The organism is Ignavibacteriota bacterium (assembly GCA_016716225.1).
Lineage (GTDB): Bacteria > Bacteroidota > Ignavibacteria > Ignavibacteriales > Melioribacteraceae.
This window is the reverse complement of record JADJWT010000001.1, coordinates 2,231,698-2,257,763: the sequence shown is the minus strand read 5'-3', so window position 1 is coordinate 2,257,763 and position 26,066 is coordinate 2,231,698. Positions and strand designations below refer to the sequence as shown.

The following is a 26,066-nucleotide window of genomic DNA, read 5'->3' as shown; positions in this document are numbered from 1 at the left end:
TTACCTTTTAGTTATTGATGAATTTCAGAAATTTCATCATAATATTTAAAAATTTTCCCTTCATAATTTTTCAATAAAATATAATTCCCTTCTCTGCCTTGAAAATATTCCGGTAATAAAGGAATTTTACCGCCGCCGCCAGGTGCATCAACAATATACTGAGGAACTGCGTAACCTGATGTGTGTCCGCGTAAACCTTGAATCATTTCCAATCCTTTTGAAATTGGAGTTCTAAAGTGTGCTGTACCTTGAACCGGATCGCATTGATATAAATAATAAGGTTTTACTCTTATCTTTAGTAAGCCTTGGTAAAGAGGTTTTAGAATATCAACTGAATCATTTACACCTTTCAATAATACAGTTTGACTTCCTAAAGGAATTCCGGCATCAGCTAATCTAGAACATGCTTCTTGAACTTCCGGAGTTAATTCATCAGGATGCGTAAAATGTATTGACATCCAAAGCGGATGATATTTTTTCAATATTTTTGTTAAAGCCGGAGTAATTCTTTGCGGAAGGACAACCGGTACTTTTGTACCCATTCTAATAAATTCAACATGTGGGATTTTTCTCAATCGCGAAAGTAGCCACTCAATTTTATCATCAGCTAAAGTTAGTGGATCACCACCAGAAATTAAAACATCTCTAATTTCTGGATGTGACTTTATATAATCAATTGCATTTTCCCATTGCTTGAGATCATGCTTATATTCACCGCCGGGATTTCCAACCATTCTTGATCGGGTACAATATCTACAATAAACAGAACAAAAACCAGTTGCTAAAAATAATACACGGTCAGGATATCTATGTACCAAACCTTTTACGGGGGAATCACCTTCTTCATTTAACGGATCTGCAGCTTCTCCAGGTGAGAGAATTTCTTCGTCTCTAACCATAATTACAGTTCGTCTTAAAGGTTGGTTTTCGTCCATTCCATCAATTAAACTTGCATAATATGGAGTAATTGCAAATGGCAAAGGTCCTCTATGAGCAAGAATTCCTTCTTTTTCATCTTTAGAAAGAATTACTATTCTTTCTAATTTTTCAATTGTTCTAATTCTATTACTAACTTGCCAATGCCAATCATTCCATTGTTCATTTGTAATTGTAGGATAATATTTTTTACGGAAAGACTGACTTTTTTTACTTATAGGAAAAAGTAATTTACTTACAACACTAAGAGTTGTTTCTTCGTTTTTTGTTTTTTGTCTTTGGGTAAATTTGTTATTTAGCTTTTCCGATAAGGTGCTAATATTAGTTGATGAGGTTTTTGTTTGAATGTTGGTTGGTGAAACTTCTATTGAAGTTTCTAGAGAATAGGTCGAACTCGGAGGCTCGTCTTTCTCCCCAAAAAGTTGCAATTCTTCCATTGACTGTATGTTTCCTCTCTACAAAAATTGTTAGAAAATAATTGTTATTTAAAGAATAATAAATCATCGAAAAATTTAATTATTTATAAAAAATTGCGTCGATACATAACATAAAATTTTGATAATTGTCAATATAAATCTTCAAAAAAAAATAATATTTTTTTTACTTGACAAGTGCTCGTTTGTTCACTATTTTTATAGTGTACAAAATAACACTAGAGGTAAAATTGACTGAACGCCAAAATAGTATTCTAAATTTTATTAAAGAATTTGTAGATACAAACGGATTTCCACCTTCTTATAGAGAAATTGGAAGTCATTTTAATATAAGTAGTACATTCGGTGTTAAACGTCATCTTGATGCATTAGTGAAAAAGGGATATTTAAATGTGTTTACTAATTCAAACAGATCTATTACTTTAACAGAAAAATCTGATACACTATTTAATACAAAAAAAGAAAATAATTCAGTAGAAATACCAATACTTGGAAAAGTTGCAGCTGGTTATCCGGTTTTATCTAATCAAAATATGGATGGAACTTTGCTAATTGATGCAAGTCTAATTAAGAAAGGTTTTAAGTATTTTGGATTAAAAGTTCGTGGTGAAAGTATGATTGATGATGGAATTTTAGAAGGTGATACTGTAATTGTAAAAGAACAAAATGATGCAATAAATAATGATATTGTAATTGCAATGCTCGATAATGATACTACGGTAAAAAGATATTATAAAAAGAATGATCGAATTGAATTAATTCCGGCAAATAAAGATTTTGATCCAATAATTGTTAAAGGAAAAAATGATTTTTCAATTTTGGGTAAAGTTGTTGCAGTATTTAGAACTTATAATTAAGGGGAAAAATGAAAACAGAAATTTTTAATTCAGCTATAAATCAAAGAAGAAGGTTGAAATTCTTATATAATTTAAATCAAGTTGAAGTTGAACCATATTATTTATCAAAAAATAAAAGTGGGAACAAAGTTATTTATGGAAGAGTAAATTCTTCTAATGAAATAAAAATGTTTGAGTTTAACAAAATTTTCAATATTAAAATTTTGGGTAAATCAAAATTTTCTCCAATTATTCCAATCTTAAATTAGTATTGGAGATTAGATATGAAAGAAAGTTTACGACAAAGAAAAGTAGATGATTTGGTAAATCATTTTTGGCGGAATGGATATTTAACATTAAGCAGAAAATATGGGAAGTATTTACCGGAACCGACTAATATTGGGAATTATGAAGTTGATGCAATTGGCAAACTAAAGAAAAAATATGCCATCGGAGTTACATTATCCGAAGAAGAACTTAATGATCCGAAAGTTTATTCTAAATTGGAATTTTTAGCTACGCGGCATACTAAGTTTTCCAATAGCAAAGTTACTTTATTTGTTGGCGTTCCAAAGGAATTATTTAATAAAGTAAAAATTTGTTTAACAAATCTTACCTCAGAAGCTCAAAAAAATATTAAAGTAGTTGCTATTAGTGATGAAAACAAATATAAAAACTCTTAGTAATTCAATTCGCAAAAAATATAATTATTTACCAACTTAATTTTTGACCTAAATTTTTTAATAATTTTTGAGAACTTATTCACAATCAAATTGTACAAACCAATTGAATTGAGTAAGTAATCTATATTTAAAGAACCTTGACATTTAGTTTTAGGTCGGTTATTTTGCAAATTCGGATTTAAAACAAGTTGAGAGAATTTTTTGTCCAAAACACTTAGTTCAAAAGACTTAGCGTTAATTGAAGCTGTAAAAGTAAAAGGAAATATTCCTAAACATATTGCCATCATTATGGATGGCAATGGTAGATGGGCAGAAAGTAAAAGGTTGCCAAGAGCTGCTGGTCATAAACGAGGTGTTGAAACCGTTAGAACAATGGTGCAATCTTGCATCAATTTAGGTGTTCAGTATCTAACACTTTATACTTTTTCAACGGAAAATTGGAATAGACCTCAGCAAGAAATTTCTACTTTAATGAGGTTAATGGTTAGAAGTTTAAAAAATGAAACCAATGAACTCAACAAAAATAATGTAAAAATTGTTGCAATTGGTAACTCAGAAAGTTTACCAAAAATTGTACAAAATGAACTTGAACAAGCTAAACAAAAAACTAAAAATAATGATGCTCTTGTTTTAAATTTAGCTTTAAGTTATAGTGGTCGTTGGGAAATTATTGAAGCAGTTAAGAAAATTGCACAATATTTTGCAGATGGAAAGGTTAAGGTTGAAGATATCAACGAAGTATTTTTTTCAAAAAATTTAACAACCGCTGGAATTCCAGATCCGGATTTAATGATTAGAAGCGGCGGTGAACACAGAATTAGCAATTTTTTAATTTGGCAAATAGCTTATTCTGAGCTTTACGTTTCAAAAGTACTTTGGCCAGATTTTACTTGTAAAAACTTAATTGAAGCAATTGAAGATTATCAAAATAGAGAGAGAAGATTTGGACTCATCAGTAAACAGGTTTCTGATACCCGCAAAAAAATTCAGACATAAGAAACACATACCAAACAACCTGTTTATTCATCTGTTTGTAACATTTTTAATTTTTAACTCAATAACTTTTGCACAGTTTAATAGAGTAAATTATAAAATTTTAGGAATTACAGTTGAAGGTAACAAAACCGCCGATGCAAATACAATTATTGCAAACAGTGGTTTGAAGGAAGGCGGCGAATTAGAAATTCCTGGTGATGCTACGAATAATGCGATTAAAAGACTTTGGGGATTAGGAATTTTTGAAGATGTTCAAATTTTAATTGATAAAAAAATTGATACCGGTGTTTTCCTTCTAATTAAAGTAAAAGAATTTCAAAGAATGGAAAAAGTTATTTTCCGTGGAAATGATGAAATTGACGAAGAAGATATTACCAAAGAAATTTCTTTTATTAGCGGACAAACGTTAAAACCACAAGAAATAAAAAGAATCATTACAAAAGTTAAGGAATTATATATTGATGACGGATATTTAAACGCAATTATAACTCCGCAAAAATTTTCATTTCAAAAAGCTGATACAACCGACGAAGAAATAATTGTTACTTGGGTTAATATTAACAATCCAAATGATATTGAAGAAACAATTTATGAATACAGTCCGGAAAGAAGATCAAATATTATCTCAAGAATAAAAGAAAGATTGCTTCTTGTTTTAGATGTTGAAGAAGGTGATGAAGTAATTATTCAAAGAATTTCTTTTAACGGAAATGAAGCATTTGAAGATGATGATTTAAGATCAGAGCTTGAAGAAACCGTTCAAGATGCATGGTGGAGATTTTGGAGTTCTGCTAATTTTAAAAAAGAAGATTTTGTGGAAGATAAAAAATTGCTTACAACATTTTATCAAAAAAATGGTTATAGAGATTTTGAAATTTTAGATGACTCAATAAAACTTTCAGATGATAAAAAATTTATGGATATTGCTTTGAATGTGTATGAAGGACCGCAATATAAAATCAGAAATATTGAGTGGATTGGAAACACGGTTTATCCAAGTGCAATTTTAACGGAAAGACTTGGATTTCAAAAAGGTGACATTTATAATTTGGAATTGTTTAATCAAAATTTATCCGGAAATCAAGCCCAAACAGATGTTGCTTCTCTTTATTTAGATAATGGATATTTAACTTACCGTCAAGAAGCTACTGAAAATAAAGTTGCAGAAGATTCAATAGATATTTCAATAAAAGTTTCTGAAAATAATCAATTTAGAATCGGTAAAGTTGAAATAAACGGAAATGATAGAACAAAAGATAAAGTTATTAGAAGAGAACTTTATACAATTCCGGGTGATTATTTTAGAAGAAGCAATATCTTCAGAAGTATTCAGCAACTTGCAAATCTTAACTATTTTAATGTAGAAAAACTTTATCAAAAAGGAGTAGATTACAGACCAGCAACTGATAGTATTGTAAATCTGTTATATAATGTTGAAGAAAAATCAAGTGATTTTATTAACGCTTCGGTGGGTTACAGCGAATCTTACGGATTTAGCGGATCTGTTGGAGTTACGTTAACAAACTTTTCTATCACGGAACCTTTTCAACTTGGCGGCGGACAAATAGTTAATTTTAGCTGGCAATTTGGAGTAGGAAATTATTATAGAACTTTTACTTTAGGTTTTACAGAACCTTGGTTTATGGATACACCAACATCCCTTGGATTTGATTTATTTGATACAAGACAACAATATATTTACTACTTAAGACAAAGTGGAATTTCATTACGCGCCGGAAGACGATTAACTTGGCCGGATGATAGATTTTATATTCAAGGATTGCTAAGATTTCAATATAATGATGTTATTGACGGAAGAAGTTATTATGCAGAAGGAATTTCGCGCCAATATACCGGTGGAATTAATATATCACGAAATGATATTGATAATCCAATTTTCCCTTCAATCGGATCAAAATTCTTGTTAAGCGGAGAATTATCCGGAGGACCAATACTACCCGGTGATGTTGATTATTACAAAATTGAATTTTCAGCGGATTGGTATAGAAGATTATTTAATTCAAATCGTTTAACATTTTATTCCAATATTGATATTGGATATATTCATGAAATTGTTGAAGGAACAACAATACAACCATTTGAATTTTTCTACATGGGTGGAAACGGTTTAGTAATTGCAACAACTCCCTTAAGAGGTTATGCAGATAGATCCGTTGGTCCGCAAAGCAGTACAGGTTTAACAATTGGCGGAAGAGTAAAAACAAAATATACTGCAGAAATTAGAGCAGCTCTTACACTTGAACCAATGCCAATTTATGTTTTAGCATTTGCAGAAGCTGGAAATACTTTTGAAGATCTTCCTACAGCAGATTTATTTAATTTAAGAAAATCTGCCGGAATTGGAGCAAGAATTTTAATAAATCCAATTGGTTTAATTGGATTTGATTATGGATACGGTTTTGACAGAAAAGCTGTCGATGGCGAAGATCCTAAATGGGAATTTCATTTCCAATTTGGAAAGGGATTTTAATAACAAAATCAAACAAAAAATGAGGTTAAATTGAGAACAACAATTCTTTTTCTACTATTTTTTATAATTAGTGTTTCACTATTTGCTCAATCAACACAAAAAATCGGCTGGGTTGATTCTGAAATTATTTTACAACAATATCCTCCGGCAATTAAAGCACAAAGTGATTTAGATGCGCTTACTTCAAAATGGTCAAAATCAATTGATAGCATGACAACAGATTTGCAAACTGCTTACGCTGATGCTCAAAAACAATTCACAAATATGACTCCGGAAAAACAAAGAGAAGTTCAACAAGATTTGGTTAGAAAGGAACAAAATATTCAACAGTTCCGCCAACAAAAATTTGCTCAACCGAACGGCGAACTTTTTATTAAACAAGATGAATTGTTAAAACCAATTAAAGCAAAAATTCTTGATGCAATTGATAAAGTAAGACAGCAAGAAGGCATGAACTTTGTTTTTGATAAAACCGGTGATGTACTTTTACTTTTTGCAGATCCTCAATTTGACTTAACAAATATTGTTTTAGACAAATTAAAAAGAGGATAATTTTTTTAACAATTATTATAGAGGTTTGGGATTTGCATAAATAAAATTAGCAAGTTTCAAACCTCTATGTTATTTTAAACAGCATATTTAGGAGAGATTAGTTATGAAAATCAGTAAGCATTTAATATTGTTCATTTTTCTTCTTGTTTCAACAAATTTATTTGCTCAATTAAAAATTGGTTATGTTGATTCCGAAACAGTAATTAGTCAACTTCCTGATGCACAAGATGCACAAAAAAAAATAGATGCTCAAATTGATGAATGGCAGAAAGAATTAGATGTTCTTAAAAAAGAATGGCAAGTTAAGTTTGATGATTACGAAAAAAGAAAATTAATTATGGGCAATCAGAAAAAAGCCGAAACTGAAAAAGAACTTGTTTCAATGGAAGACAAAATTGAAACGTTTAGACAAGGTAAATTTGGAGTTAACGGAGAACTTTATAAAAAACAAGACGAATTAATGAAACCAATCCAAAATAAAGTTTTTGCAGTAATAGAAGAAGTTGCCGTTGAAAAAGAATTAGATTTTGTTTTTGATAGAAGCGGAGATTTAATATTTCTTTATGCAAAAGAAGAATATGATATTACTCCGGATGTTTTAAGAAAATTACAATAATAGAAATTATTTTGATAAAAAAATGAAAGTGAAAATTGAAGAAATTGCTGAACTTGTAAACGGCAAAATTATTGGAAATTCAGATTTAGAAATTTCTAGATTACAAAATATACAAGATGCAGAATATGGAGATTTAACATTTTTATACATGTCAAGTTATAATCACTTTCTAAATTCAACAAAAGCTTCAGCAATTTTAATAAATAAAGATATTGAACAAACAAATAAAAATTTAACTTACATTATTGTTGACAAACCAAACTTAGCTTTTCAAAAAATTATTTTAGAATATTTTAATCCGGAATTCCGACTAGAAGGAATTCATCAATCCGCTGTATTAGATGAAAATGTTAAACTCGAAAATAATGTTTCAGTTGGAGTAAATGTTTTTATCGGAAAAAATTCTTCAATCGGATCCAATTCTAAAATTTATCACAACACAGTAATTTTAGAAAATTGTAAAATTGGAAACAACGTTTTGATTTTTCCTAATGTTACAATTAGAGAAAATACCATAATTGGAAATAATGTAATTATTCATTCCGGAACTGTTATTGGATCGGATGGATTTGGATATACTCCAGATTCACACGGAGTTTATCACAAAATCCCACAGATCGGGAATGTTATAATTGAAGATGATGTTGAAATTGGTTCAAACGTTTCAATTGATAGAGCTGCAGTTGGTTCAACAATAATTTCAAAAGGAGTTAAATTAGATAATTTAATTCAAATTGCTCATAATGTAAAAATTGGAAAAAACACCGTTATGTCTGCACAAAGTGGTGTTTCGGGAAGTACAAAAGTTGGTGAAAATTGTGTTTTCGGCGGACAAGTTGGTGCAACTGGTCACATTGAAATTGCTGATAAAGTTATGGTAGGTGCGCAAAGTGGAATATCAAAATCCTTAACTAAATCCGGAACCTATTTTGGTTCACCGGCTATGGAATTAAGATCAACTTTAAAATTAGAAGCACACATTAGAGCACTCCCAAACTATTTAGAAAGAATAAAAAAATTAGAAGAAAAAATTAATCAACTTGAAAATGAATCGATAAAATTAAAGGAAAATATTTAATGCTTGATCTCCAAACCACTATAGCTAACCCAATTTCAATTTCTGGAGATGGACTTCACACCGGTACATCTTGCACTTTAACATTTAAACCCGCTCCGGATAATTTTGGAATAAAATTTATTAGAACTGATTTGGCGGATCATCTTGAAATTCCAGCTTTTGCAGAATATGTGGTTGATATTTCTCGGGGAACAACTCTTGGAATTGGCGATATAAAAGTTCATACTGTTGAACATGTTTTAGCTGCAGTAGCCGGTTTGCAGATTGATAATATAATAATTGAAATCAATGGAATTGAACCGCCAATTGCTGACGGAAGTTCAAAACCATTTGTAGATAAACTTCTTGAAGCTGGAATTGTTAAACAGACTCAGCCAAAAAATTATCTAATAATTGATGAAACAATTACTTTCCACAATGAAGAAGAACAAGTAGATATTGTTGCACTTCCGCTAGATGGATTTAGAATGACAGTTATGGTTGATTATCACAATCCGGCTCTGGGAAGTCAACATACCGGTTTATTTGATTTGGAAAAAGAATTTGTTTCTGAATTTGCTCCAACAAGAACATTTTGTTTTTTAAGTGAAGTTGAAACTCTTGCAAATCAAGGTTTAATAAAAGGTGGAAATTTAGAAAATGCTGTTGTTATTGTTGATAAACAAGTATCCGAAGATTATTTGGATCAATTAACAGAAAAATTAGGATTGGAAGAAAAAATTACAGTTGGTAAAAATGGTTTTTTAAACGAATACAGTTTGCGATTTAAAAATGAACCTGTACGACATAAACTGCTTGATATGATTGGCGATTTAGCTTTAATCGGTGCTCCAATAAAAGCACAAATTCTTGCTGCACGACCAGGACATAAATCAAATGTTGAATTTGCAAAAAAGATTAGAAAATTATATCAGCAAAAACAACTTGAAAAAAAATATCAACATGTTAAAAAAGAAGGAATTGTATTTGATAATATTGCTATTCAAAAAATTCTTCCTCACAGATATCCATTTTTATTAGTTGATAAAATAATTCATCTTGAGTTGGATAAAAAAGTTGTCGGAATTAAATCAGTAACTGCAAACGAACCTTTTTTCACCGGACATTTTCCTGGAAGACCTGTTATGCCGGGAGTTTTGATAATTGAAGCAATGGCGCAAACCGGTGGAATATTAATGTTAAATTCAATCCCAAATCCAGAAGAAAAATTAGTTTTATTTATGGGAATTGATAAAGCGAAATTTAGAAAACAAGTTGTTCCAGGTGATCAATTAATAATGGAAGTGACTTTGTTAAATAAAAGAAACAGTATAATTGTAATTGGTGCAAAAGCTTTTGTAAATAATAATTTAGTTGCTGAAGCAGAATTAAAAGCAGCAATTGTTGATAGAATAGAACAAGAGTAAATATGGAAATAAAAATTCATCAAACAGCAATTGTAAGTCCAAATGCAAAAATTGGAAACGGGACAATAATTGGTCCCTATTCTGTTGTGGAAGAAAATGTAATTATTGGCGAGAATTGTATAATTGGTCAACATGTTGGAATTTATGAAGGTGCTAGAATTGGAAACAGAGTAAAAATTTATCAAGGTGCTTCAGTTTCAAATCATCCTCAAGATTTAAAATTTGCGAATGAAGAATCTGTTTTTGAAATTGGTGATGATACCGTGGTTAGAGAATTTGCCACTTTACATAGAGGGACAAAAGAATCCAAAATTTCTAAAGTTGGTAAAAATTGCTTGTTAATGGCTTACTCGCACGTTGCACATGATTGTATTGTTGGAAATAATTGTATATTGGCAAATAGCGTTCAATTAGGCGGACATGTTGAATTGGGTGATTGGGTTATTTTAGGTGGCGGTTCACTTGTACATCAATTTGGGAAAGTTGGACAGCATGTTATGATTGGCGGAGGTTACAGAGTTGTTGTTGATGTTCCGCCCTATGTTTTAGCTGCCGGAGATCCTCTTAAATTTGAAGGATTAAATACAATTGGTTTACGCAGAAGGGGTTTCACGAATGATGAAATTTCTAGATTAAAAAATTTGTACAGTATAATTTTCATGCAAGATTTTAACTTAACACAAGCAAAAGAAAAAATTGTAAATAAATTTCCGAATGACAAACTCGCAGAATCGATTTTAACTTTTCTTGCTAATAGCAAAAGAGGAATTATTAAAAAGTGATTTGGAATCTTTTAGAATATCAAACTTTTTCCGGTAAATTCAATATGGATTTCGATTTACAATTAGTTAAAAATTGTACTTCAGAACAAGCATTTTTAAGATTTTATGGTTGGGAACCAAATTGTATTTCTCTTGGAGCAAATCAATCATATAATGATATTAATAAAAATTTAGCTGAAATAAAAAATATTGATATGGTTAAACGTCCTACGGGTGGACGCGCAATTCTGCATTCCGAAGAATTAACTTATTCAGTTGTTATTCCTAACTATAAAAATTTAAGCGGCAGATTAATTTATGAACAAATTTCTGAAGCAATAGTTATTGGATTAAGAAAATATGATTCCCAACTAAATGATGTTGAATTAGAAAATCATCAGCCAAACTTTTCCGATTTAATAAAAGAACATTCCGGCGGACTCTGTTTTGCTAGTACTGCAAAAAGTGAAATCAAATTCAGAGGTAAAAAACTTGTAGGTAGTGCACAAAGAAAATTAGGAGATAAAATTCTTCAGCATGGATCAATATTAATTGGGAAAAATCATTTAAATATTGTTAATTATTTAAACATAGCAGAAGAAAATAAAACAGAGCTTAAAACTGAAATGCAAAATAAAACCATAGAAATATCTTCAATCCTAAAAAGAAGCATAAACATTTTTGAACTTCAGCATAATATAATATTGGGTTTTGAAAATATTTTTAACACAGAATTCGCTAAACAAGAATCTTCTCTTCTTCTAACCTAAGCAAAATTTTATATGATCAATTTAACTAAAGTGAATATTAAAAGTTTAATCATTCATTTATTTGTCTTAGCTTTATTTTGCAATAATTTTATTTTTTCACAAAAAGATTCTGTTGAAAATTTTCTTAACGGAAAAATAATAACCGATATTAAAAGTGACGGCATTGATCTTTGGGTTGCAACTGAAGGAAACGGAGTTTACAAATACAATAAATTTAAAGATCAGTGGACCAATTTTTCATCAGATAACCGTAAACTTAAACAAGATTTTTTTTACTGCATTGAAGTAAGTCCACGATTTATTTGGGCCGGATCAGCTGACGGCTTATACATTTACGATAAAAGAAGAAATAGATGGGATAAAAGAAAATTTTCACTAGGCGGACAATTTGGAAATTGGATTAGAAGTTTGGAATATGATAAATCTGAAAATATTTTATGGATTGGAAGATTTAAATATTTAACTAAATATGATTTGACAAATCAAAAATATTCAGATATAGATTTAACCATAAATAAAAATGATCAAACAAATACGATTAAACATTTATCATTAGATGGTGATAGCCTTTTGTGGATTGGCGTTGAAGCTGGGCTACATAAATTACTTAAAAACGCTAAAAATAGTGATGGCAATCCAAAAATTATTTATTATGATAATAATGACGATTATTTTTTAGGTGAAGGAAAGCAAGTTTCGGTTTCAAGAATTTTACCGGACAATGAATTTATTTGGTTCGGAACCGATGAATTTATTACAGAAGATAATCCGGAATTTAATATCGGAGGATTATTTTTATTCGATAGAAAAATTAATTGGACAAAATTCAGCGAGTTAAATAAGCTTGAAGCTAACGGAATATTTTCTTTGGAAAAATCCGGCAAATATGTTTGGACATCTATTTACAAATTTGATCCAAAATCAAAAGAATTAATTGGGCAAGGAATTTTTCTAATTGATAAAAAAAATTTCCGCATAAAAAAAATAAATTCTGATTTCATTCCTGATACAATTTTATCAATTCATTTTGATGGCAACAATGTTTGGCTCGGTTCGAGCAATGGATTATTCAAGATTAATTTAGTTACAGATTTTCTTCCAGATTTTTCAAAACAAAAAACATGATATCATTAAATAGATTATATGAAATAGAAAATATGTTTGGCAATCATAAAGTTGCCGTAATTGGCGATATGATGCTTGACGGATATTTTTGGGGTGATGTATCTAGAGTTTCTCCGGAAGCACCGGTTCCTGTTGTTGAAATTGAAAATGAATTTTTCAGATTTGGCGGTGCAGCAAATGTTGCTTTAAATATTAAAACATTAGGAGGCATAGCATTACCGATTGGAATTATTGGGGATGATACTGATAGCGAAATATTTTTAAAATTATTGCAAAAAGAAAATATTAATAGTTCGGGAATATTTAAAGATAATACAAGACCAACAACAACAAAGACTCGTGTAATTGCCGGGAAACAACATGTTGTAAGAATTGATAAAGAAAGTAAAAATTTTTTAAATGATAATTTGCAAAAAAATATTATTGAATTTCTTTATCAACATATCAATTCAATTTCTGCAATAATTTTACAAGATTACAACAAAGGTGTTTTAACAGAAAATTTAATCAAGAAAATTATTCAACTTGCAAACGAGAATAATAAAATAGTAACCGTTGATCCCAAATTTATTAATTTCAAAAATTTTCAAAATGTAACTTTATTTAAACCTAACAGAAAAGAAACTGAAGACATACTTGGAATGAGAATAAATTCCGATAAGGAAATTTCACAAGCTGGAAACAAATTATTAGAAATGTTAAAAGCAAAATATGTATTGATAACATTAGGTGAAAAAGGTATTGCACTTTTTGAAAATGGAAAAGATGAAATCAGAATTCCAACAAAAGCAAGGAAAGTTGCAGATGTTTCTGGTGCCGGAGATACTGTAATTTCAACATTAAGTTTAGCTTTAGCAAGTGGTGTATCAATTATTGAAGCTGCCTATATCGCAAATTTTGCGGCGGGAATTGTTTGCGAAGAAATTGGAATTGTACCAATTGAAAAATCAAAACTTTTTAATATCATGCGGGAATCATTAAAATGAAAAATGCACTTATAAACTTTGATAAATTAATTGAAATTAGAAAACAATTGAAACAAAATAATAAAAAAGTTGTATTCACAAATGGCTGCTTTGATATTTTACATGCCGGTCATGTTGATTATTTAATAAAAGCAAAAGAATGCGGAGATATTTTGATTGTTGGATTAAATAGTGATAGATCTGTTAGAGAAATTAAAGGCGAAAAAAGACCAATTGTTACTCAAGAAGAGAGAGCATTTATTTTAAATAATCTAAAATGTGTTGATTATGTTGTCTTATTTGATGATCCAACTCCGAAAGAATTAATTGATAAAATTATTCCGGATGTTTTAATTAAGGGTGGCGATTGGGCAATTGAGAATATTGTAGGTCGTGATGTTGTGGAAGCAAATGGCGGTGAAGTAAAAAATATTCAATTTGTAACTTCGCAATCAACAACCAATATTATTAAGAAAGTTCTAGATACTTATAATGAATGATAAAAAAAAAGAAAATAACGGATTTAAAAGATCGTTATTGCATAAAATTGTAAATGCCTTTATTGGCTTCTTTGCAATTTTTCTTTTTTTATTAGTTGCTTTTTTTGGGTTCTCGCAAACAAAAACGTTTAGAGAATTTTTACGAAATCAAATTATTTCTCAAGTTTCTCCATTAATTAACGGGAATCTTTTTATTAAAGAAATTGATGGATCTATTTTTTCTTCTGTTATTTTACACAACACAATTTTATATTCCGAAAAAGATACCTTAATAAATGCTGATGAAATTGTGATTAAAACAAGTCCGGTTCATTTACTTTTAAAGAGAATTTTGGTTAGAGAAATTTCTATTAAAAATACTTCAATAAAGTTACTTCAAGATATTGACGGAAATTGGAATATTAATAAAATATTTAAACCAGATAATGAGCCGGAAGATACATCAAAATCAACATTTCCCTTTACAATTCAAGTTAACAATTTAAATTTTCAAAATCTTTCTTTCACAAGACAGACATTTCCAAATTTAAATTCTAATAAATTCTATGATCATGTAAATACTGAGGATCTCAAATTAAATGAGATTTTTTTAGATGCTAAAATTTTTGCAAATATTAATTCATCTCTTATAAGATTGTACCTAAATAATTTTTCCGTTAATCCTAATTTTAATTCTTTTAATTTGAATAAATTTTCCGGTGAGTTTGAATTAAATGAAAATTTTGCTCAAGTAAGAAATCTTAAAATAAAAACAGATAGTTCAAATTTTTCTTTGAACGCTAAAATTGATAAACTAAATCTACTTGGCGATGTTGAACTTAAAGACTTTAATGATTATCCGCTTGATGTTGAATTAAATGCAAGCCCATTCAACTTTGATGATCTTTCTACATTTATTGAAGCTACTAATTTTATTAAGGGAAATGTTGATGTTCAAATGAGAGCAAAAGGATTTTTTGGGGATTTTGATATTTCCAAACTTAGTATGAATTATCAAAATACAAACTTAAATATGCACGGAAATATTAAAAATCTACATACTCCGGAGAAATTATTTTTAGATGTGGAAATAAATAATTCTACAATTGTTGAATCCGAAGTTTATTTTTTAATAAAAGGTTTGGAAATTCCTAAATACGACAATCTAATTTTAACAAACGCAAATGTTAAATATCAAGGGGAACCAACAAAATTCAATGCGGAGTTAACTGGAAATGTAAATAATGGAAAAGTTTACATCAAATCATTTCTTAATCTGCAAAAATCAAAAATGGAATATGATATTGATTTCACATCGGAAAATATTGACCTTTTCCCTATTTTCGGAATATCTTCATCAATAAATAGTTCCGGAAAACTAAAAGGTGTTGGCACAAATCCAAAAAATATGAATTCAAATTTTTATGCAAAAATAAATTCTTCAATATTTAATAATATTGAATTTGATTCACTAAATATTGAAAGCGAAATCAACTCAAAAATTTTTAATCTGAATTTATATTCACTTGTTAATAATGCCAAAACTTCAATTAAAGGTATTTTGGATTTAACTAATTCTGATCTTCCAGTTTATGATTTAGATGGAACAATAAATAATTTAAACTTGCAGACTTTTACAAATGAAAAAAATGATTCGTCAAATCTGAATTTTGCTTTTTCTGCAAAGGGAAACAATCTTGATTTGGAAAATATAGTTGGGAATTTTAATATTAAACTAGAGCCTTCGTTTTTACGAGAAATAAATATTGATGAAACCAACATCAGTATTGCTTTATCAAAAAATGAGCAAGAAAGAAATATAAATTTGATTTCTGATTTTGTTGATTTTAATATAAGCGGAAATTTTTCTCTTGAGAAGGCTGTAAACCTTTTAGTTTACGAGGTGGAAACAATTACAAATTTAATTGCACAGAAAATTGAAGAATTAAATCCAATGGAAGACAGTAGTTCCCATTCAAATAATTCAGTTAAAATTGATCCAATTATAAATGAGAAAGTTGAATTTAATTATAATTTTAAGTTTAAAGATTTCAAATTAATTGCATTGTTTTTGAAGAATGATGAGCTTGATATTTCAGGCTCCGGAGAAGGTTTAGTAAAAAATGACTCGCTGAATTTTACAATAACCACAGAAATAAATATTGAAAATCTTTTGAACAAACGCGATAGTCTTTTATTTTATCTTTCAAACACTTCGGCAAATTTAAATTTTAATAGAGATAATCAAGAAATATTATTTAATAAAATTTTCGGAACAGTTTCAATAGAAAGTGAAAAAATATATACCGGGATTGAACTAAATAATGTTCAAGCTGATTTTATATTTAATCAAAATGAATTATTCTTTAATTCTTCATTAGGAATTGAAAACGATTTGACCGCTGAGTTTGAAGGCTCAGTTGATACTTATTTTGCAACGGATAAAATTGATTTTTTTAATATTAATTTGAATTACAAAAATATTCCTTGGAATAGTTTTGATACAAGTTCTGTCAGTTTTTCAGAAAACGGAATTCAGCTTTCCAATTTAAATTTAGAAAACACAAATGCACAAATTAAATTAAATGGTCAAATTAATAATGATAAAAGTCATAATTTCTTTGTTGATGTTGAAAATCTTCCGGCGGCAGTTTTATCAACATATTTTGTTGATGAAAATGGAAAACCAATTGAAGGTGATGTAAACGTAAAATTTTCTTCTTCCGGATTTTTAACAGAACCAGATTTGGATATGGAAATTTCTGTTAACGATATTTCGTATAATAACTCGAAATTTGGAACACTCATTGGCTCATTAAATCACTACAAAAATTTATCGCGTGTTGCCGTTTTTTTTAATAATTCGGATATAAATTCCGTTGACCCTATTTTAACTTTAACTGCACGACTTCCAATTTATCTTAATTATCTTGGCGGAAATGATTTTATTATTCCACAATCTGAAATTGAAGTTAATTTAAATTCTGAAAATTTTGATGTTGGCGCTCTAGGAAATTTGATTCCATATGTTACAAATCAAACTGGAATTATAAATTCGCAGATTGAAGTTAGCGGAACTTATGCAAATCCAATTACAACCGGATTTATAAATCTTGATAACGGGAAATTTACATTTCTCGAAAATAATTTAGATTATTCACTTATTTCAAATATTAATTTTAGAAATCAATATGCAACAATTGATAAGTTTGAAATTTCTAATCACGCTGGTTCAATTTACTCTGGCAAAATAATTGCAAATGGAATAATTGAATTAAAAGAATTTCCGTTTAATAATATTGATATCACCCTTAATGGCGATTTGGCTTTACTTGGCAGCAGATCAAAAACAAAAGATGCAAATATATATGGAGATTTATTTATAAAGACAGATAATAATTGGAAATTTGAATTTGCTAACAATGTTTATACTTTTAACGGAGATATTATTGTTGATAAAGCTGATTTAGTTTATGCTTCACGAAACCAACAAAACTCAAGATTTAACAACAGACTTATTTACAAATTTGTTGAAGACAGTTCTAAAATAAATTGGAAGACGCAAAAGTTTATAAAAATTCTTAATGAAAGTAATAACAAAAAAAATATAACAAAGCCCAGTTCAACTAAATTTGATTTTAACACAAATATAATTATTAAAAATATTGCTACTTTAAATTTTTTAATTAATCCGGAATTAAACCAAAAATTAAATGTGGAAACAACCGGACAATTGGAATTTCAAACAATTGCTGATGATATTAAAACTCAAGGTACACTTGCTCTTTTAGATGGTTCTCGAATGGAATTCTTCAAAACTTTTGACGCTAAAGGAACTATCAGATTTGAAAGTGATGTTACAGATCCACATTTAAATATTGTTGCAACTTATATTGGTGAGATCGAAAATTTTGCACAATCCGGGAAAGTTGAAGAAGTTGCCGTTAAATTAAAAATCAATTCTCCCCTTTCAACGTTAGGGAAAAATCTAACCGGAGAAAATGAAAATCTATCGGTTTATGTCGGAAGATCAAATATTGAAAATGATGTTCCCGATTCAAAATATGATGCATCAAATGCGCTTTCATTCATTCTTCTAAATCAATTAAGTATGGATGATATTACTGATGAACAAAAATCAACTTTGTATGATGTTGCGGAAAATACTGCTTATTCTTTTCTTGGTTCACAATTGACAAGTTACTTTTCTTCAGCACTTGGCGGTTTGGTTAGCAATATCCGTTTTAATAAATATTCAAGCGATAGTTATAAATTACTCTTCTCCGGAAAATATAATAATATTCGTTATTCATTCGGTGGCAATACAAAATTTATGGAATGGAATAAAACAGATATTAAATTTGAGTATATGTTTAATCCGAGTTTTTTAATTCGCGTTGAACAAAAAGACCCGATTGTGGAAACTACAACCGGAGAAAAAATTCAAGAATTAGGTTTAAAATATAAATTTGAGTTTTAATGAAAAAAATTATTAAAGAATATTTTATCGCAAATCCAAATATTTCCGTTAACTCAAAATCACTTGGAAAAATTCTAAATATCAAAAAGAAAGATTTCGAGTTTTTTAAACAAGAACTTTATGCGGTTGCTAAAGAAGGAATAATAAAAAAATCTGGCAAACGATATAAACTTAACCTTGAAGCTAAAAAGAAAATTATTGGTGAACTACAACTTGTAAACGGACAGAATTATGGTTTTGTAATTTTTAAAGATAAAAATCAGAAAGATATTTTTATTTCTGAAAAAAATCTAAATACGGCATTTGATGGTGATAAAGTTGAAGTTGCGCTTTTTGCAAAAAGAACCGGCAAAAATTTAGAAGGTGAAATTACAAAAATAATTGAGCGAAAAAGAAAAGAAATTGTTGGAGTATTAAAAAAAACTAAATCATTTTATTTTGTAGAACCGGATGATTCTAAAATTCATCGGGATTTTTATATTTCATCTGCAAATGTTAATAAAGCAAAAGATGGTGATAAAGTTGTTGTATCAAAAATTGAATGGGAAAATTCGCATTTAAATCCGGAAGGAGTAATTACAGAAATTCTTGGTAAAGCTGGTTCGTACGATGCGGAAATTGCTTCAATTGCAAGAGAGTTTGGAATAAAATACAAATTTCCTAATTCAGTTTTGAAGGAAGTAAAAAATTTATCAAACAAAATTCCGCAAAGTGAAATTGAAAATAGAATAGATTTTAGAAATGTAAATGTTTTTACAATCGATCCGAAAACCGCAAAAGATTTTGATGACGCAGTTTCAATTCAAAAGTTGGAAAATGGAAATTCGCTTGTTGGAATTCATATTGCGGATGTAAGTCATTTTGTTCCCAAAGATTCCTCAATTTTCAAGGAAGCTGAAAATAGAGGAACCAGTGTTTACATTGTTGGAAAAGTAATTCCCATGCTTCCGGAAATTCTATCAAATAATATTTGCTCGCTTGTTCCTAATGAAGACAGACTTACATTCAGCGTAATTGTGGAATTTGATAAATCCTTTAAGTTGAAAGATTATAAAATTACAAAAACCATTATCAACAGCAAACGCAGATTTACTTATGAAGAAGTACAAGAAATTTTGGAAACTTCAAAAGGTGATTTTGTTAATGAAATAAAAGATATAAATGAAATCGCAAAATTTTTAAGATCAGAAAGAACAAAGAACGGAAGTATAAATTTTACAACTCCGGATATTGAATTTGAATTAGATAAAAATGGCGTTCCAGTTGCCATCAAAATTAAAGAAAGTAATGAAAGCCATCAACTTATTGAAGAATTTATGCTTTTGGCAAATAAAATAATTTCGCAGCACATTTCTAAAACAAGAAAAAAAGAAAAAAATCCTTTTGTCTATAGAATTCATGATTTACCAAGCGAAGAAAAAATTCAAGAGTTTGCAAAATTTGTTCAATCTTTGGGTTATACTTTTAATCCACAAGTAACAAATAAAAGTAAAGAGTTACAAAATCTTTTGGAAAAAGTAAAGGGTTCGGAAGAAGAAGCTGTAATTAATGAAATCGCAATTAGATCAATGGCTAAAGCTGTTTACTCAACTCAGAACATCGGTCATTACGGCTTGGGATTTAAATATTATTCGCATTTTACTTCACCGATTAGAAGATTTCCGGATTTAATTGCACACATTTTAATTTACGATTATTTGAATAATGAAAAACCGAAATTCACTTGGAAGCAATTAGAAGAAATTTGCGAACATTCGTCTTTTACCGAACGAAATGCTGCAAGTGCTGAAAGACTTTCTGTAAAACTAAAACAAATTGAATTTCTTCAAAATAAAATTGGTGAAACATTTAATGGAATTATTTCCGGTATAACTCATTTTGGAATTTTTGTAGAATTAAACGAAAATTTAGCTGAAGGTTTAATTTCAATGAGAGATTTGGATGACGATTATTATATTTTTGATGAAAGTTCTTATTCATTAAAAGGAAGACATTCAAATAAGCAGTTTAGGTTGGGTGATAAAATTGTCGTAAAATTAAAACGCGTTAATGAAGAAAAAAGAGCGATTGATTTTACTCTTTCTTAATGATTAAATAATTTTTATAATTATATAAAAATGATTCGGAATTTATGATGAAAATTACATTGAAAACATTTTTAGCAATTTTGTTTATTTCAAATATAATATTTGCTCAATTTGGAAAGAATAGAGTTCAATACAGAGAACACGAATGGTTCTACATTCAAACAAAACATTTTGATATTTACTTTTCTGAGCATGGTGAAGACGCTGCAGAATTTACTGCACAAGCTGCAGAATCTGCACTGGAAGATTTGCAGAAAAGATTGGACTACCAATTAAATAACAGAATTTCTCTTGTTGTATATAATTCACATAATGAATTTCAAGAAACAAATACAACCGATGGATATCTTTCACAAGGAATTGGCGGATTTACAGAACCATTCAAAAATAGAGTTGTATTCCCTTTCGAAGGATCGTACAGTAAATATAGACATGTAATACATCACGAATTAGTTCACGCAGTTATGCGCGATATGCTTTACGGCGGAACAATTCAGAATATTATTGCAAAAGGAATTACTCTGCAATTACCAATTTGGTATCATGAAGGAATGGCTGAATATTTATCAAGTGGCTGGGAAACAAATTCCGATATGTTTATTCGTGATGCAATTATAAATGAATATCTTCCGGATATTAATAGACTTGATGGATATTTTGCTTACAGAGGCGGACAAGCTCTCTTCAAATATATTGCAGATACTTATGGTGAAGAAAAAATTGCAGAACTTTTACATAATGTTAAAGGAAAAGGAAATGTTGTTGGCGGATTTAAATCATCTATTGGAATTGATCTAGAAGAATTAAATGAAAAATGGAAAAAAGATATTAAAAGAAATTATTGGCCGGAAATTGCATCAAGAAAAGATCCCGATGAATTTGCAAAAAGATTAACAGATAATAAAAAACTTGGCGGATTTTATAATATTAGCCCGGCAATTTCTCCGCAAGGTGATAAAATTGCATTCATTTCAGATAGAAATATTTATTTCGATATTTATTTAATGAATTCCTTTGATGGCGAAGTTATAAAAAAAGTTATTGAAAGCGGAAGAACCGAAAATCTGGAAGAATTAAATGTTCTTTTTCCCGCAATAAGCTGGGCTCCGGATAATATCAGAATTGCTCTTTCCAGCAAAAGCGATGGATATGATGTAATAAAAATTATAAATACTGAAACTGAGGAAGAAGAAAATTTGCCATTTAAACTACACGGAGTTGAATCTGTTAGCTGGGCACCGGACGGAAAAAATATTGCTTTTCTTGGGAGTAATTCAAAACAATCCGATATTTACATTTATAATTTTGAGACTGAAAAACTTACAAATATAACAGATGATGTCTTTAGCGAATACGTTCCAAGCTGGTCTCCGGATAGTAAAAAAATAATTTTTTCATCTGATCGAAATGGATTTACGAAAAATAATTTTCAGCAAGATGGATTTTCAATGTCAACTTTGCAAGGATTTCAAATGGATCTTTATTTAGTTGATGTTGAAACTTCAAAAATTGATAGAGTAACAGATTGGCAATTTAGTGATGAAAAACAAGCTGTATTTTCAAGTGATGGAAATGAAATAATTTTTATTTCGGATTTTAACGGAATTGATAATCTTTATAAGAAAAGAATTTCACTTACTAAAGATGATACAGTAAATTCAATTTTGGAAACACGCGCAATCGCTTTAACAAATTCATTAAATAAAATTGAAAGCATTTCACTTTCGCAAGATGCAAAAAAATTAGTATTCTCTGCATTTTATAACGCCGGCTTCAATATTTTTATGATCAATAACCCGTTTGAAATTGAAGAAGTTAAAGATATTGAATTCACAAAATATATGAGTCAATTTTACGAAGAAGATATTCCTCAAATAACGGAAATTGTTGAAACAGAAAAACCTGAAGTTGGCAAGGAATTTATAATTTCTAATGAAATGAAAAAAGATTCTTCTTCTGAAAACAATTCAAAGATTTTTATCGGACAAATAATTGATCATGGCGAAGAATTAAAAGATACAATAAAAACCGATTATACCGATTTTGTCTTTGCAAAAAATGATGTTTTGAATAACGATGAATTCGAAAATAAACCGCAATTATTATTTAGAGAAAAATTAGATAATGAGGGAAATTTTCTTGTAAATAAATACAAAGTTGATTTTTCTCCGGATTTAATTTATGCCAATGCGGGTTACAGTTCTCTTTACGGCGTTTTAGGAACAACAGTTTTATCATTCAGCGATGTTTTAGGAAATCATAGATTAATTGGAACTACAAGTCTACAGATAGATTTAAAAAATAGTGATTACGGTCTAGCATATTTTTATTTACCCGAAAGAATTAATTTTGGAATTGCAGCATATCACACTGCAAGATTTGTATATCTCTCCGGATTTTTTGGAAGTGATTTATACAGATTTAGAAGTTACGGTGGAAATTTATTTGCAAGTTATCCTATAAATACATTTCACAGAATTGAAGCAAATTTAAGTGTTTTAAGAGTTTCCAGAGAAAATTTAGATTTTATTGAAGAACCGATTGAGAAAGAAACTTTTATAATCCCCTCAATTAGTTATGTAAAAGATAACGTAATGTGGGGATACACTTCACCAATTGAAGGTTCAAGATACAATTTTACACTAATGGGAAATCCCGGTTTAACAAATTCAAAGCAAAGTTTTGGAACTTTAACTTGGGATTATAGAAAATATTTTAGATTTTTTTATGATAATGGATTTGCAGCAAGATTTTCCGGAGGATATTCTTTTGGTGTAAATGCTCAAAGATTTTTTATTGGCGGAACAGATAGTTGGATTAACAGAACTTTTGCCACTCAAGATATTCCATTAACATCTGCTTCGGATTTTGTTTTTCTTACTCCGGCACTTCCTTTAAGAGGTTTTGATTACGCGGAACAAATTGGAACAAAATACTCGTTGATAAATTTGGAATTAAGAATTCCATTAATAAGATATTTGTTAACCGGAGGAATTCCTTTGTTTTTCCAAAATATTTTAGGAACTGCTTTTATAGATGCCGGAACAGCTTGGAATGAAAATAGCAGTTTAAGATTATTTAGAAAAACCTCAGAAGGAAAAACTGTTACTAATGATTTATTATTAGGCGGCGGTTTTGGAGCAAGATTATATTTCTTATTTCTATGGAAATTTGATGTTGCATGGTCTTATGATGCTCAAAAATACTCCAAACCTAAATATTATATTTCGTTAGGATTAGATTTTTAATTTTCTGTTGAAGATTTAACTTCTTTTTTAGTTTCTTTTTTTGAAGAATCTTTTTCTGAATTTGTGTCTTTTTTTACAGTATTTTCCGAAGAATTTTTCGAATTTTTATAATCTGTTTGATAAAAACCTGAACCTTTAAAAATTGGTGCTGCTCCTGCACCAATTAATCTATTTAACTTACCTGAACATTTTGGACATATTTTTAACGGTTCATCTGTCATTTTTTGCAGTTCTTCAAATGTAAAATTACATTCCATACATTTATAATCATAAGTCGGCATAAAAACCTCTGAAATTTGAGTGGCAAATTTATAGATTTTATATCTAAAATAAAATTTAATTTACAATTTCTATTTAACTAACTTATCAAAAAGTATTTATGGATATGAAAGGAATAAAACTTACAGCCTTTGCGATAATTGCAATTTTGTTAAATTCTTGCTTAAATTATAATCAAATAACAACTTTAAAAACTGATAATTCCGGAAAAATGTTTATACATTATTGGGTGGAAATGGATCCGGACCTTGATTCACTTCTAATAAACAAAATTGGATTGTTTAACAAAGAAAGTTTAACTCAAAATTTTTCTTCGTCTTTTACGTCAATTATTTATACGAATATTTTTAATGATTTTACCGACAGTACACTTCATGCTCAAATAGAATTTGAATTTACAAATTTCGATTCATTGAATTTTTTAAATTTCTTTAAACACTCTGAACTTTCTATTATTGATGGACCGGACGATACAAAAATTTTCTCACAATTCATTCAACCAATTACAACAACATTCGGGTTATCTGAAAAAAATTATTCAATTATATATACATATTATTTACCTGGAAATATCATTAGACATAATGCCAATTCACTTTACCGAAATAAACTTGAATGGAATTTTACCGCTGATGAAGTAGGAAGCGGAAAAACTATTTCTGCAACGTATATTCCTTTTAAACTTAAAGAAACACCTATTTGGATTTACATTTTAGCCAGTTTAGTAATACTTATTGTTCTAGTTTTCTTGCTTAAAAAAAGCAAAAAATAAGAATTCCAGAATATTTTTTAAAGATATCTTGTTTGACTTAACTTATAGTTTTACTTATATTTATAGCTTGTATAAAAAAAATCAAACAGAATTTTAAAAAATGGCTGCAGCTGGTCCAAAAATATTCTCTGGTTCTTCAAATCCAGAATTAGCAAAAAAAATTGCAAATTATATTGGAATTCCGCTTGGAATAATTGATTTGAAGAAATTCAAAGACGGAGAAATTTGGGTAAAGTATAAAGAAAATATTCGTGGAAGTGATGTTTATTTAGTTCAATCAACTCATCAGCCAGCAGAAAATCTTTTAGAATTATTAATTATGATTGATGCTGCAAAAAGATCGTCTGTTGCTACAGTTACAGCCGTAATTCCTTATTTCGGATATGCAAGACAAGATAGAAAAGATCAGCCAAGAGTTGCAATAACCGCAAAATTAATTGCAAATTTAATTTCTGTTGCCGGTGCTGATAGAGTAATTACAATGGATCTTCATGCAGCTCAAATTCAAGGATTTTTTGATATTCCTTCAGATCATTTATATGCTTCTCCGGTTTTCCTAGATGTTTTCAAAAATCATTCAAATGATTTAGTTGTGGTTTCTGCAGATGTTGGCGGAATTAAATTGGCTCGTTCTTACGCAAGAAAACTTAATGCAAATTTAGTTGTTATTGATAAAAGAAGACCAAAGCAAAATCAAGCAGAAGTTATGAATATTATTGGCGATGTAAATGGAAAAGATGTTTTATTAGTTGATGATTTGATTGATACTGGCGGAACATTTATTTCTGCAATAAATGCTTTAATTGAAAATGGTGCAAAATCAATTTATGGTGCTGTAACACATCCCGTACTTTCCAGTGATGCAATTGAAAAAATTGAAAATTCTGCAATCACAAAATTATATGTAACAGATTCTATTCCTCTCAAGGGAAATGAAAATTTAAATAAAATAGTTGTACTTTCAGCTTCAAATTTGCTTGCCGAAGCTATCAGAAGAACTCACAATCATGAATCTATTAGTTCATTGTTTGATATTGATAAAGGTTAGAATTTAGAGTAAAAATCGGAGTAA

21 protein-coding genes are annotated in these 26,066 nt (G+C 29.1%); 19 read left to right on the top strand and 2 right to left on the bottom strand.

Features of this window, described 5'->3' with window-relative positions; all coding sequences use genetic code 11:
• Positions 1-11: 11 nt before the first annotated feature.
• The gene (locus tag IPM32_09905) at positions 12-1,373 is read right to left on the bottom strand and encodes a KamA family radical SAM protein (GenBank protein ID MBK8945569.1); all 1,362 of its coding nucleotides are present in this window, start codon (positions 1,371-1,373) and stop codon (positions 12-14) included.
• A gap of 227 nt (positions 1,374-1,600) precedes the next feature.
• Between IPM32_09905 and lexA the strand changes: the two genes are divergently transcribed.
• The 17 genes from lexA (at position 1,601) to IPM32_09820 (ending at position 23,943) form a co-directional block, all read left to right on the top strand.
• Complete coding sequence (gene lexA, locus IPM32_09900) at positions 1,601-2,227, top strand: transcriptional repressor LexA (GenBank protein MBK8945568.1); 627 nt, start codon at positions 1,601-1,603, stop codon at positions 2,225-2,227.
• An 8-nt stretch (positions 2,228-2,235) separates the two neighbouring features.
• The gene (locus IPM32_09895) at positions 2,236-2,475 is read left to right on the top strand and encodes a hypothetical protein (protein MBK8945567.1); all 240 of its coding nucleotides are present in this window, start codon (positions 2,236-2,238) and stop codon (positions 2,473-2,475) included.
• A 15-nt stretch (positions 2,476-2,490) separates the two neighbouring features.
• Positions 2,491-2,889 (top strand): hypothetical protein, encoded by a 399-nt coding sequence (locus IPM32_09890; GenBank protein MBK8945566.1) that lies wholly within the window; start codon positions 2,491-2,493, stop codon positions 2,887-2,889.
• Positions 2,890-3,090: 201 nt separating this feature from the next.
• Positions 3,091-3,885, top strand: a complete 795-nt coding sequence (locus IPM32_09885; GenBank protein ID MBK8945565.1) for an isoprenyl transferase — start codon at positions 3,091-3,093, stop codon at positions 3,883-3,885.
• A 97-nt stretch (positions 3,886-3,982) separates the two neighbouring features.
• Positions 3,983-6,376, top strand: coding sequence for an outer membrane protein assembly factor BamA (gene bamA / locus IPM32_09880; GenBank protein MBK8945564.1), 2,394 nt, complete (start codon positions 3,983-3,985; stop codon positions 6,374-6,376).
• 30 nt (positions 6,377-6,406) lie between these two features.
• A complete protein-coding gene (locus IPM32_09875) occupies positions 6,407-6,928 on the top strand; it encodes an OmpH family outer membrane protein (GenBank protein ID MBK8945563.1) in 522 nt (173 codons plus the stop codon).
• A 103-nt stretch (positions 6,929-7,031) separates the two neighbouring features.
• On the top strand, positions 7,032-7,544 hold the full coding sequence (locus tag IPM32_09870) for an OmpH family outer membrane protein (protein ID MBK8945562.1): 513 nt from the start codon (positions 7,032-7,034) through the stop codon (positions 7,542-7,544).
• A gap of 22 nt (positions 7,545-7,566) precedes the next feature.
• On the top strand, positions 7,567-8,622 hold the full coding sequence (gene lpxD, locus IPM32_09865; protein ID MBK8945561.1) for a UDP-3-O-(3-hydroxymyristoyl)glucosamine N-acyltransferase: 1,056 nt from the start codon (positions 7,567-7,569) through the stop codon (positions 8,620-8,622).
• Entirely contained in the window at positions 8,622-10,028 is a 1,407-nt protein-coding gene (locus tag IPM32_09860) for a bifunctional UDP-3-O-[3-hydroxymyristoyl] N-acetylglucosamine deacetylase/3-hydroxyacyl-ACP dehydratase (protein ID MBK8945560.1), read from the top strand. Before lpxD ends, IPM32_09860 begins: the two co-directional genes overlap by 1 nt.
• A 2-nt stretch (positions 10,029-10,030) precedes the next feature.
• A complete protein-coding gene (gene lpxA, locus IPM32_09855) occupies positions 10,031-10,810 on the top strand; it encodes an acyl-ACP--UDP-N-acetylglucosamine O-acyltransferase (GenBank protein ID MBK8945559.1) in 780 nt (259 codons plus the stop codon).
• Positions 10,807-11,559, top strand: a complete 753-nt coding sequence (locus IPM32_09850) for a hypothetical protein (GenBank protein MBK8945558.1) — start codon at positions 10,807-10,809, stop codon at positions 11,557-11,559. The genes lpxA and IPM32_09850 overlap by 4 nt, the downstream gene beginning before the upstream one ends.
• 12 nt (positions 11,560-11,571) lie before the next feature.
• Positions 11,572-12,684: a hypothetical protein gene (locus IPM32_09845; GenBank protein ID MBK8945557.1), complete on the top strand. Its 1,113-nt coding sequence runs from the start codon at positions 11,572-11,574 to the stop codon at positions 12,682-12,684.
• Entirely contained in the window at positions 12,681-13,670 is a 990-nt protein-coding gene (gene rfaE1 / locus IPM32_09840) for a D-glycero-beta-D-manno-heptose-7-phosphate kinase (GenBank protein MBK8945556.1), read from the top strand. Before IPM32_09845 ends, rfaE1 begins: the two co-directional genes overlap by 4 nt.
• The gene (rfaE2, locus tag IPM32_09835) at positions 13,667-14,149 is read left to right on the top strand and encodes a D-glycero-beta-D-manno-heptose 1-phosphate adenylyltransferase (protein ID MBK8945555.1); all 483 of its coding nucleotides are present in this window, start codon (positions 13,667-13,669) and stop codon (positions 14,147-14,149) included. The genes rfaE1 and rfaE2 overlap by 4 nt, the downstream gene beginning before the upstream one ends.
• Positions 14,142-18,608, top strand: a complete 4,467-nt coding sequence (locus tag IPM32_09830; protein ID MBK8945554.1) for a hypothetical protein — start codon at positions 14,142-14,144, stop codon at positions 18,606-18,608. The genes rfaE2 and IPM32_09830 overlap by 8 nt, the downstream gene beginning before the upstream one ends.
• Positions 18,608-20,695: a ribonuclease R gene (rnr, locus tag IPM32_09825; protein MBK8945553.1), complete on the top strand. Its 2,088-nt coding sequence runs from the start codon at positions 18,608-18,610 to the stop codon at positions 20,693-20,695. Before IPM32_09830 ends, rnr begins: the two co-directional genes overlap by 1 nt.
• 59 nt (positions 20,696-20,754) lie before the next feature.
• Positions 20,755-23,943: a PD40 domain-containing protein gene (locus IPM32_09820; protein ID MBK8945552.1), complete on the top strand. Its 3,189-nt coding sequence runs from the start codon at positions 20,755-20,757 to the stop codon at positions 23,941-23,943.
• Here IPM32_09820 and IPM32_09815 read toward each other — a convergent pair.
• Entirely contained in the window at positions 23,940-24,224 is a 285-nt protein-coding gene (locus IPM32_09815; protein MBK8945551.1) for a zinc ribbon domain-containing protein, read from the bottom strand. The genes IPM32_09820 and IPM32_09815 overlap by 4 nt on opposite strands.
• A 98-nt stretch (positions 24,225-24,322) precedes the next feature.
• Between IPM32_09815 and IPM32_09810 the strand changes: the two genes are divergently transcribed.
• On the top strand, positions 24,323-24,994 hold the full coding sequence (locus IPM32_09810) for a hypothetical protein (GenBank protein ID MBK8945550.1): 672 nt from the start codon (positions 24,323-24,325) through the stop codon (positions 24,992-24,994).
• Positions 24,995-25,094: 100 nt separating this feature from the next.
• Positions 25,095-26,042 (top strand): ribose-phosphate pyrophosphokinase, encoded by a 948-nt coding sequence (locus IPM32_09805; protein MBK8945549.1) that lies wholly within the window; start codon positions 25,095-25,097, stop codon positions 26,040-26,042.
• Positions 26,043-26,066 lie beyond the last annotated feature (24 nt).